Source organism: Clavibacter lycopersici (assembly GCF_003576405.1).
GTDB classification, from domain to species: Bacteria; Actinomycetota; Actinomycetes; order Actinomycetales; family Microbacteriaceae; genus Clavibacter; species Clavibacter lycopersici.
On record NZ_QWGT01000107.1, the window covers coordinates 1 to 9269 of the forward strand.

The 9269-nt window shown below is 73.9% G+C and carries 12 protein-coding genes; 5 read left to right on the forward strand and 7 right to left on the reverse strand.

Annotation, left to right across the window (positions count from 1 at the left end):
- Positions 1 to 158 precede the first annotated feature (158 nt).
- A complete protein-coding gene (locus tag DZG00_RS08645; RefSeq protein WP_119382164.1) occupies positions 159 to 1097 on the forward strand; it encodes an alpha/beta fold hydrolase in 939 nt (312 codons plus the stop codon).
- Positions 1098 to 1125: 28 nt separating this feature from the next.
- Here DZG00_RS08645 and DZG00_RS08650 read toward each other — a convergent pair whose 3' ends face one another.
- Positions 1126 to 1554, reverse strand: a complete 429-nt coding sequence (locus DZG00_RS08650) for a BLUF domain-containing protein (protein ID WP_119382163.1) — start codon at positions 1552 to 1554, stop codon at positions 1126 to 1128.
- 155 nt (positions 1555 to 1709) lie between these two features.
- Here DZG00_RS08650 and DZG00_RS08655 point away from each other — a divergent pair, with 155 nt between their 5' ends.
- Positions 1710 to 2246: an AAA family ATPase gene (locus tag DZG00_RS08655; RefSeq protein WP_119382162.1), complete on the forward strand. Its 537-nt coding sequence runs from the start codon at positions 1710 to 1712 to the stop codon at positions 2244 to 2246.
- Positions 2247 to 2325: 79 nt separating this feature from the next.
- Here DZG00_RS08655 and DZG00_RS08660 read toward each other — a convergent pair whose 3' ends face one another.
- Together DZG00_RS08660 and DZG00_RS08665 are read right to left on the reverse strand one after the other, a co-directional pair.
- Complete coding sequence (locus DZG00_RS08660) at positions 2326 to 3156, reverse strand: hypothetical protein (RefSeq protein ID WP_119382161.1); 831 nt, start codon at positions 3154 to 3156, stop codon at positions 2326 to 2328.
- Between the two features lie 81 nt (positions 3157 to 3237).
- A complete protein-coding gene (locus tag DZG00_RS08665) occupies positions 3238 to 3606 on the reverse strand; it encodes a VOC family protein (RefSeq protein WP_119382160.1) in 369 nt (122 codons plus the stop codon).
- 61 nt (positions 3607 to 3667) lie between these two features.
- Between DZG00_RS08665 and DZG00_RS08670 the strand changes: the two genes are divergently transcribed.
- A complete protein-coding gene (locus tag DZG00_RS08670) occupies positions 3668 to 4120 on the forward strand; it encodes a MarR family winged helix-turn-helix transcriptional regulator (protein ID WP_119382159.1) in 453 nt (150 codons plus the stop codon).
- Between the two features lie 12 nt (positions 4121 to 4132).
- On the opposite strand, the gene DZG00_RS17445 is transcribed toward DZG00_RS08670, so the two are convergent.
- The 4 genes from DZG00_RS17445 to DZG00_RS08685 all read right to left on the reverse strand — a co-directional run bounded on the left by DZG00_RS17445 (position 4133) and on the right by DZG00_RS08685 (position 6972).
- Positions 4133 to 4261 carry a hypothetical protein gene (locus tag DZG00_RS17445; RefSeq protein ID WP_011931910.1) on the reverse strand — a complete coding sequence of 43 codons (129 nt, stop codon included), beginning with the start codon at positions 4259 to 4261 and terminating at the stop codon, positions 4133 to 4135.
- A gap of 92 nt (positions 4262 to 4353) precedes the next feature.
- On the reverse strand, positions 4354 to 5643 hold the full coding sequence (locus DZG00_RS08675; protein ID WP_119382158.1) for an adenylosuccinate synthase: 1290 nt from the start codon (positions 5641 to 5643) through the stop codon (positions 4354 to 4356).
- 82 nt (positions 5644 to 5725) lie between these two features.
- Positions 5726 to 6202 carry a DUF3151 domain-containing protein gene (locus DZG00_RS08680; protein ID WP_119382157.1) on the reverse strand — a complete coding sequence of 159 codons (477 nt, stop codon included), beginning with the start codon at positions 6200 to 6202 and terminating at the stop codon, positions 5726 to 5728.
- Positions 6203 to 6282: 80 nt separating this feature from the next.
- Positions 6283 to 6972 (reverse strand): GAP family protein, encoded by a 690-nt coding sequence (locus tag DZG00_RS08685; RefSeq protein WP_158587798.1) that lies wholly within the window; start codon positions 6970 to 6972, stop codon positions 6283 to 6285.
- 199 nt (positions 6973 to 7171) lie between these two features.
- Between DZG00_RS08685 and DZG00_RS08690 the strand changes: the two genes are divergently transcribed.
- Complete coding sequence (locus tag DZG00_RS08690; protein ID WP_119383137.1) at positions 7172 to 8353, forward strand: exonuclease SbcCD subunit D; 1182 nt, start codon at positions 7172 to 7174, stop codon at positions 8351 to 8353.
- Positions 8353 to 9269 (forward strand): AAA family ATPase (locus DZG00_RS08695; RefSeq protein WP_147359956.1); only part of this gene is annotated, 917 nt, incomplete at its 3' end. The genes DZG00_RS08690 and DZG00_RS08695, both read left to right, overlap by 1 nt.

Here is a 9269-nt window from a genome sequence, read left to right on the forward strand (position 1 = left end):
CTCCCCATCGCCCGCGCGCTCGCCCGCGCCCAGGGCGGCGACCTCGCGTGCCTGCCCGCCTCCCCTGGCGCGGGCGCGCGCTTCCGGCTGACGCTGCCGGGGGTGGATGCGGGCTGACGCGACCCGACGCCCGGCCGCACCCGGCCTACGCTGACGGCATGAGCACCGACGCCCGCGCCCCGCGCACCCTGTCCGAGCACCGGCCCCAGGACGCGGAGGACCTCACGATCGAGGTGCAGGCGGCGCGGCTGTCGGCCGTGCGCGTGCCCGCCCGCACCGGGGATCCCGCGACCGCACCCGTCGCGGTCCTCGTGCCGGGCTTCACGGGATCGAAGGAGGACTTCTTCCCGCTGCTCGGCCCGCTCGCCGACCGCGGGTTCACGGTCGTGGCGTTCTCGCAGCGCGGGCAGTGGGGATCCCCCGGCCCCGGCCAGGCCGAGCCGCCCGTCGACGCGACCGGCTACGAGCTCGAGACCCTCGGCCAGGACGTGCACCACGTGGTCGACGCGTTGGCGGGCGTCGGCGGATCCGGCGGCCGGCACGTCGCGACCGACGCCGCACCCGCCGCACCCCTCGGCCCCGTGCACCTCCTCGGCCACAGCTTCGGCGGCGTCGTCGGCCTCCAGGCCGTGATCCGCGACCCCGGCCGCTTCGCCAGCTACACGCACTGGAACTCGGGCCCCCGCAGCCGCGCCGACCGCTCCGAGCAGATCGCGGCGATCCGCGCGTCGGGGAGCGCCGGCCTCTGGCCGCTGTGGTTCCTGCCGGAGCAGCTCGACGGCGACGACCCCGAGGTCGCGTGGTTCCGCACGCGCCTGCTCGGCACGGCGTCGGCGCAGCTGCTCGGCGCGCTCGAGATCATGCAGGAGCAGACCGACCGCGTCGACGAGCTGCGCGCCACCGGCGTCCCCGTCCTCGTGTCGCACGGCGACGCCGACGACGCCTGGCCGCAGGACTGGCAGCGCGACATGGCCGAGCGCGCGGGCGCCCGCTACGAGGTCGTCGCGGACGCCGGCCACTCCGCCCAGGTCGACCAGCCGCAGGCCAGTGCGGATCTCCTCGCCGGGTTCTGGCGGAGCGCGGCGCCTGTGGCCTGAGCCGCGACCCGCGCGTCCTCCAGGCGGCTCAGGACAGCCGGCCCGTGTCCTCCTGGAACCAGCGGATCAGCTCGCGGAGCGCGGGCCGGATGGCGTCGTCCGGGCGCTCGCCCTCGAGGTCGTCGAAGGTGTCCCGGTAGCCGGGGATCCGCTCGGCCACGCGGGCGTCGTACTTCGCCATGCCCATCGTCCAGTCGGGGAACTGCCGCTCGGTGATGTGCTCCTCCATCAGCGTGGCGATCCGGCCGTGGCGGTCGTCCGCGAGGATCGCGGCCATGCGCTCGCGCACGTCGGCCTCCTCCCCCTCGATGAGCTGGAGGAAGCGCCCCTGCCGGTGCACGAGGAGTCCCGTGAGCCCGTGGGCCGCGTTGGTCGCGCGGCTCTGCGCGAGGAGCTGCGCGAGGTCGACGTCGTCGAAGGACCGCTCGGCGGTGCTGGAGTAGACGATGCAGAGCATGGGGTCCTTCCGCGTGCGCGGGGCCGCGCGTCGTGGGGCGGGTCCGGATCCCGCCGCCCCTCCAGCCTGGTCCTCCGGCGCGGCCGCGACCAGGCCAGCCCGGATCCCTCTCCGGGCGGATGCCGTCGGCGCGACGCCCGCGCTACGTTCCGGCCATGATCGTCTGGCTGAACGGGACCCATGGCGTGGGCAAGACGACGACGGCACGGCTGGTGCAGGAGCGGATCCCCGACAGCCGCGTCCTCGACGCCGAGAAGGTCGGCGAGGTGCTCATGGACATCCGGCCGCCGCTCCTGCAGCTGGACGACTTCCAGCACTGGACGCCGTGGCGACCCCTCGTCGTCGAGAGCGCGCGTCGCGTGCTCGAGTACACGGGCGGCACGCTCGTGATGCCCATGACCGTGCTCACCGAGGCGTACTGGCACGAGATCAGCGGGGGTCTCGCCGCCCACGGCATCCCGATCCGCCACTTCGTGCTGCACGCCGACACCGAGACGCTCCGCGACCGCATCCAGCGCGACCCGGACCTCGGCCCCTCGGCGTTCCGCTTCTCCCGCGTGGAGCCCTACGCGGAAGCCGCGCGCACCTGGCTGCACGCGGAGGCCGAGGTCGTGGACACTTCGCGGATCACAGCGGTCGAGGCGGCGGAGCGGATCGCGTCCGCGGTGCTCGCGGGAGAGCCGCGCGCCTGATCCGCGTCACGCCTCATCGGGCAGCGTCACCTCCGGAGCCCGGTCCGGCGTCCGCCGGGTCGTACCGGGTCGGATCGGGTCAGCCCGTCGGCATCCCCACCTGCGGAGACAGCCCGACCGGCCGGGGGATCACGAGCCCCGTGTCGACCACCTCGCGCTCCCCCAGCGGTGCTGACAGGGCGACCGTGAACGGCGTGGACGGGTTGCCCTGGCAGGTCGCCCCGACGTTCCGGGGCCGGACCCCGAAGGCCACCTCCACCCGGTCGTCCGTCTCCTCGAGCGCGAGGAGCTGGACGCGTCCGGCGGCGTCCTCGCCGGAGTTGCAGGCGTGCTCGTCGACGAGGAACGTGATCCGGTCGGACGACGGATCCGGCAGCGCCTCGAAGGAGACGGTCGCGACGTCGAGCTCCGCGTAGTCCAGCCGGAGGGCGCACGGCGACGCGGACCACTCCATCCACCGGGGTGCCTCGCCCGGCTCCTCGACGCGCTTGGCGGCGACGTACTCGTGGTCCGGCGGGATCTCGCCGTTCCCCATCTCGTACGGCTCGGTGACCGCGCGCATGATCTCGATGTCGGTCGCCGAGGCCGCGAGCACGAACCAGCCGTCCTCCGGCGGGTAGCCGGGATGGCCCTCCATCCCCTGCGTCGTCTCCGCGAACGCGGCGGCCCCCTCCGCGCCGAGGCTGCTGAGGGGCACGCGTGCCTCGAACGCCTCGGGGTCGACGGGACGGATGTTGCAGTCGTAGCCGGTGACCTCCGCCGGCGTCGGCACCGCGACCGGCTCACCCGACGATGACGACGCGGGCGGATCACCGGCAGCCAGCGTCCCCGCGTCATCGGCTCCGGGCGCGCAGCCCGCGAGGAGCACGAGCGCCAGGAGAGCGGCGGGGACGAGCGGTGAGCGGCGCATGCGGATCCCTCGCGATCGGATGCCCTCAGCGTGGGGCACGCGCCGCGGATCCACCACCCCGCATCACGGGGACAGCGGCCGTCACGCCTTGTCGTGCAGCGTCACCTGGTACCCGTCCGGATCCGCGAACGCGAACGTGCGGCCGAAGGGACCGTCGAACGGCGCGGTCACGATGCGGTGGCCGTCGGCGGCGAGCGCGTCGTGGATCCCCTGCACGTCGGTCGCGTGCAGCCAGAGGGCCGCGCCGATCCCCGGCTGCGGGGTGCCGGCGATGTCGGTGCCGGGGATCACGTCGCGGAGCGCGAACGCGATGGGCGTCGTGGTGAAGACGACGGCGTGCGGGGGCCCGGCGGGCGAGCGGACGAGGCCGAGGTAGCGCTCGTAGAAGGCTCGCGAGGCGTCGAGGTCGGTGACCTGGAGCGAGATGAAGTCGGGGCCGGTGGCGGGCATGGTGTCTCCTGTGTTCGATGTCAGATGCCTGACATAGAGGAGCGTATGTCAGAATGCTGACATGAGTCAAGGCGACGACGGCATCGACCTCCCGACCTCGCTCGGCTACCTGCTGAAGGAGGCCGCGAGCGCCCTGCGCGCCGCTATGGAGGAGGCGCTGCGCCCCCTGGGCATGACGATCACGCACTACTCGTGCCTGGAGCTCCTCGCCCAGCGCCCCGGATCCTCGAACTCCGACCTCGCCCGCGGCGCCTTCGTGACCCGCCAGTCGATGAACGTGCTGCTGCAGACCCTCGAGCGCGACGGATCCGTGACCCGGCCCGCCGAGGAGGTCGTCGGCCGCGTGCAGCCCACGCGCCTCACCGCGAAGGGCCGCCGCGAGCTGGCGAAGGCGACGGCCGCGGTGCGCGCGGTCGAGCTGCGGATGCTCGGCGACCTCACCGGCGACGATCGCGCGGCGGCCACGCGGATCCTGCGGAGCATGGTGCGGTCGCTGCGCGGGGACGGCGCGTGAACCGCCAGCGCATCACCGCTCGACGACGAGCCGCCGCAGCTCCGCCGACGACACGTACCCGAAGCGGTGCAGCTCGCGCCAGGCCGCGACGTACTGCTCCTGGCCCATGTCGAGATCGGCTTGCAGGCGCTCGCGGTTCATCGTGCGGGCGTCCGCGCGGCTGAGGAAGCGCGCGAGGTCCGACGCGTCCGTGCCGAGGCGGGCGTCGTCGGCCCAGCCGTCGTGGATCAGGGTTAGGCCTCGAGGAGGTCGTGCAGCACGACGACCTGCTCGCGCTCCGGGCCCACGCCGATCGCGGAGATGCGGGCGCCGCTCATCCGCTCGATGGCCATCACGTAGTCCTGCGCGTTCTTCGGCAGGTCCTCGAAGCGGCGGCAGCCCGTGATGTCCTCCTGCCAGCCCGGGAACTCCTCGTAGATCGGGGTCGCGTGGTGGAAGTCGGACTGCGAGACGGGCACCTCGTCGTGGCGCACGCCGTCGACGTCGTAGGCGACGCAGACCGGGATGGTCGCGAGGCCGGAGAGCACGTCGAGCTTGGTGAGCACGAAGTCGGTGACGCCGTTGATGCGGGCCGTGTAGCGCGCGATGGGCGCGTCGTACCAGCCGCAGCGGCGCGGACGGCCGGTGGTGGTGCCGAACTCGAACCCCTTGGCGCGCAGGTACTCGCCCGACTCGTCGTTCAGCTCCGTGGGGAACGGGCCGGCGCCGACGCGGGTCGTGTACGCCTTGACGACGGCGATGATCCGCTCGAGCCGGTTGGGCGCGACGCCGGATCCCGTGGCCGCGCCGCCGGACGTGGCGCTGGACGAGGTGACGAACGGGTACGTGCCGTGGTCGATGTCGAGCATGGTGGCCTGGCCGGCCTCGAACAGCACGGTCTTGCCGTCGTCGAGCGCGGCGTTCAGCTCGAGGGACGCGTCGCACACCATGGGGCGCAGGCGCTCCACGTAGGACAGCAGGCTCTCGACGATCTCCTCGGCCGAGATGGCGCGGCGGTTGTAGATCTTCACGAGCATGTGGTTCTTGGCGTCGAGGGCCGCCTCCACCTTCTGGCGCAGGATGTTCTCGTCGAAGAGGTCCTGGATCCGGATGCCGACCCGGTTGATCTTGTCCGCGTACGTGGGCCCGATGCCGCGGCCGGTGGTGCCGATCTGGCGCTTGCCGAGGAAGCGCTCCGTCACCTTGTCGATGGTGCGGTGGTAGTGCGTGATGACGTGCGCGTTGGCGCTGACGCGGAGCTTGGAGACGTCGACCCCGCGGGCGGCGAGCGCGTCGAGCTCGTGGAACAGCACCTCGATGTCGACGACGACGCCGTTGCCGATGACGGGCACGACGCCGGGCGTGAGGATGCCGGACGGCAGCAGGTGCAGCGCGTACTTCTCGTCGCCGACGACGACCGTGTGGCCGGCGTTGTTGCCGCCGTTGAACTTCACGACGTAGTCGACGCGGCTGCCGAGGAGGTCGGTCGCGCGTCCCTTGCCCTCGTCACCCCACTGGGCTCCGATGATCACTACTGCGGGCATGGCTCACTCCTCGTCGGGGCGGGTCGGACGGTACGGGATCGGGTGGCGTGCGGTGGTGCGGGCGGAGCGGTGGTGCGGTGGATCAGTCCTCGCCGCGGATGACGATGGCCTCCGTGGGCGGGAGCGCCCCGGCGGTGGCGGCCTCGATGTGGCCTGCGGCCGTGGGATCCGCGTCGCGGAGGAAGGCGCTGAGGCGCGAGACCTCGTCCTCCTCGCCGATGGCGGCGGCCGCGCGGCGCAGCGCGTAGAGGGAGCGGAGCACGCCGCGGTTCGGCTCGTGGCTCCATGGCACGGGGCCCTGGCCCTTCCAGCCGGACTTCCGCAGCGAGTCGAGGCCGCGGTGGTAGCCGACGCGCGCGAACGCGTACGAGGCGATGCGGTCGCCCTGCACGTACGCGGAGTCGGCGAGCAGCGCCCAGACGAGCGACGACTGCGGGTGGTCGGCGGCGATGGCGCCGAGGGTGTCGTGATCGCCGTCGGCATTCTGGATGCGAGCGGCGACCTCGGGCTCGTCGGCCAGGCGCGTCTCGGGCACGCCGAGCAGGTTCTCTCCAGTCACACTCGATCCTACCAAGGCGGGTCCGCGGGTCCCGAGGGCGGGATCATCCGATCGCGGCCGCGCGTCGGGCGGCGACCGGGTCAGGCACCCGGCAGCCCGTCGAAGAGGCCGAGCCGGGTGACCGCGTCGGCCGTGAGGAAGAGGCCGAGCAGGAACAGGATCGTGAGGATCAGACCGCGACCCGCCTGCCGCATGGAGCCCGCCCGCTTCGCGGCCCAGTCGCGGGCGCCCTGGCGGGACGCGGTGGCGAGCGCGATCGCCAGGATGAGCAGCACCGGCAGCACGACGACCGCGCTGTAGAGGACGAGCCACGCGATCCACTGCACGGGCGGCAGGTCGGCGCTCGTGAGGATCCCGACGGCGGCGAGGTACGGCAGCGCGCTCGACAGCTCCACGAGGGTCACGCCGAGGCCCAGCACGAAGAGGCGGCCGGCGCCCCGGTCGACGTCGAGGGGACGACGCGGTCGCTTCGGCGTGGCGGGCGTCAGCGCTCCGATGAGCAGGATGATCACGCCGACCACGAGCTGGGCGATGTCGAGGGTCCGCTCGGGCACGTCGCGGACGACCTGGTCGATCAGGATCCGCAGCCCGAGCATGAGCGCGATGCCCACGCCCACCATGGCGACGAGGATGCCGGCCGCGTACGCGAGGAGCGACGCCGTCATCCTCCGCCGGTCGCCGAAGCGCGCGACGACCACGAGCAGCGACACCACGATGGCGGACGGGTTGAGGCTGTCGAGCAGGGCGAGGCCGAGCAGCGAGATGGCCATGTCCCCCCTGAGAACGGCGTCCGCGGGTGCGCCCCCGCGCGCCCGTCCGCGCCAGCCTCCCATGCCCGCGCGGGGTGGGTCGATCGCGCGGGAGGCGCGGGGCGGTCGGCACCCCCGGCGCGGGCGACCCCGGCGCGGGCCGTGTCGGCGCCCTCCGGTAGCGTGACGGGCACCGCCGCAGCCCCGAGGAAGGACCCGCGTGCGCATCCTCCACACGAGCGACTGGCACCTCGGGCGCACCCTCCACGGCGAGGACCTGCACGCGCATCACGCCGCGTTCCTCGACCACCTCGTGGATCTCGTGCGCGAGCGCGAGGTCGACGTGGTGCTCGTCGCGGGCGACGTCTACGACCGCGCGGTGCCGGGCGTGCCCAGCGTGCGGCTGCTCGGCGATGCGCTCGCGCGGCTGAGCGCGCTCGCGACCGTGATCGTCACGCCCGGCAACCACGACTCGGCCGCGCGGATCGGGTTCGCGTCGGCTCTGCTGCGGGACGGGCTGCGGATCCTCGCGTCGGCGGAGGCGCTCGACACGCCCGTCGTGATCGAGGACGCCCACGGGCCGGTCGCGTTCTACGGGGTGCCGTACCTGGATCCGGACGCCGTGCGCGCGTCGCTCGCCGCCCCCGGATCCCCTCCCCTGCCGCGCTCCCACGAGGCCGTGCTGGGCGCCGCGATGGACCGGGTGCGGGCGGATGCGGCCGCGCGGCCGGACGCGCGGGTCGTCGTGATCGCCCACGCGTTCGTCACGGGAGCCGCGCCCAGCGAGAGCGAGCGGGACATCCGCGTGGGCGGGTTCGACCAGGTGCCGGCGTCGGTGTTCTCCGGCGCGGACCACGTCGCGCTCGGGCACCTGCACGGGGCGCAGGAGGTGCGGACGGCGGGATCCGCGCAGCCGGGCGTCAGAGTTCCGCACATCCGTTACTCCGGCTCGCCGCTCGCGTTCTCCTTCGGGGAGCGGATGCAGCGGAAGTCGAGCGCGCTCGTGGAGCTGGCGGCCGACGGATCCACCACGGTCGAGCTCGTCGACGCGCCCGTGCCGCGGCGGCTGGCGGAGATCACGGGGACGCTCGCGGAGATCACGGACGGGCGGCACGCCGACCTCGCCGACGCCTGGCTGCGCGTGCACGTGACCGATCCCGTGCACCCCGCGCACCTCGTCGCCCGTGTGCGGGAGGCGCTGCCGCACGCGCTCGTCGTGCTGCACGAGCCCGCGGGACGGGTCGAGGGCGTGCGGTCGCGCGTGGTCGACGCGACGACGGATCCGCTCGAGGTCGCCGCCGACTTCGTCGAGTACGCGACGGGCGCCGCACCCACCGAGGCCGAGGCGCTCGTGCTCCGCCAGGCGTACGAGCAGGCCCTGGCCGCGGACCGGAGCGCCTGATGGACCTGCACCGGCTCACGCTCCAGGCCATCGGTCCGTTCGCGGGCGAGCACGTCATCGACCTCGCCGAGCTCGGCCGGTCGGGGTTGTTCCTGCTCGAGGGGCCCACCGGGTCCGGCAAGTCGACGCTCATCGACGCCGTGGTGTTCGCCCTGTACGGGTCGCTCGCGAGCGACGGGTCGAGCCGCGACCGGCTGCACAGCCACCACGCGGCGCCGGGCGTGGAGCCGTACGTGGAGCTGGTGTTCGAGACGGCCGCGGGCATCCACCGGGTGCGCCGGAGCCCGCAGCACCAGCGGCCCAAGGCGCGCGGCACGGGCACGACGAACCAGAACGCGACCGCGACCCTCGTGCGGCTGTCGTCGCCGGACGCCGACGCGGGCGAGGTCGTCGGCACCAGCACGCAGGAGGTGGGCACGGAGATCGCGCGCATCGTCGGGCTCACGCGCGCGCAGTTCGTGCAGACGGTCGTGCTGCCGCAGGGCGAGTTCGCGGAGTTCCTGCGCTCGACCGGCGAGCAGCGGCGGCTCGTGCTGCAGTCGCTGTTCGGCACGGCCGTGTACGAGCGGACCGCCGCGCAGCTCGGCGAGATGCGCAAGGCCGCCAAGGCGCGCACCGACGCCGCCGACGCGAAGGTCGCGGAGGCGCTCACGGGCCTGCGCGAGGCGACGCGAGTGGATGCGCTCGAGATCGCTGACGCCGCGGACACCGTGCGGCTGCTGGCCGAGCTGGCGGACGCGGCGGATGCGGCGCGCGCCCAGGACGAGCGGACGCGCCGGGATGCGGCGACCGCGCTGGACGACGCGGAGCGGGTGACCCGGGCGCTCGCCCGGCGGCGGACGCTCATCGCGCGCGAGCAGGCCGTGCGGGAGGCGACCGAGGAGATCGCCGGGCTGGCCCTACGCGCTGATGAGCG

Bases quoted from the DNA above. Each gene is read 5' to 3' on its own strand.
- DZG00_RS08645 (WP_119382164.1), top strand. From the start codon at position 159: ATGAGCACCGACGCCCGCGCCCCGCGCACCCTGTCCGAGCACCGGCCC.
- DZG00_RS08650 (WP_119382163.1), bottom strand. From the start codon at position 1,554: ATGCTCTGCATCGTCTACTCCAGCACCGCCGAGCGGTCCTTCGACGAC.
- DZG00_RS08655 (WP_119382162.1), top strand. From the start codon at position 1,710: ATGATCGTCTGGCTGAACGGGACCCATGGCGTGGGCAAGACGACGACG.
- DZG00_RS08660 (WP_119382161.1), bottom strand. From the start codon at position 3,156: ATGCGCCGCTCACCGCTCGTCCCCGCCGCTCTCCTGGCGCTCGTGCTC.
- DZG00_RS08665 (WP_119382160.1), bottom strand. From the start codon at position 3,606: ATGCCCGCCACCGGCCCCGACTTCATCTCGCTCCAGGTCACCGACCTC.
- DZG00_RS08670 (WP_119382159.1), top strand. From the start codon at position 3,668: ATGAGTCAAGGCGACGACGGCATCGACCTCCCGACCTCGCTCGGCTAC.
- DZG00_RS17445 (WP_011931910.1), bottom strand. From the start codon at position 4,261: ATGAACCGCGAGCGCCTGCAAGCCGATCTCGACATGGGCCAGGAGCAG.
- DZG00_RS08675 (WP_119382158.1), bottom strand. From the start codon at position 5,643: ATGCCCGCAGTAGTGATCATCGGAGCCCAGTGGGGTGACGAGGGCAAG.
- DZG00_RS08685 (WP_158587798.1), bottom strand. From the start codon at position 6,972: ATGGCCATCTCGCTGCTCGGCCTCGCCCTGCTCGACAGCCTCAACCCG.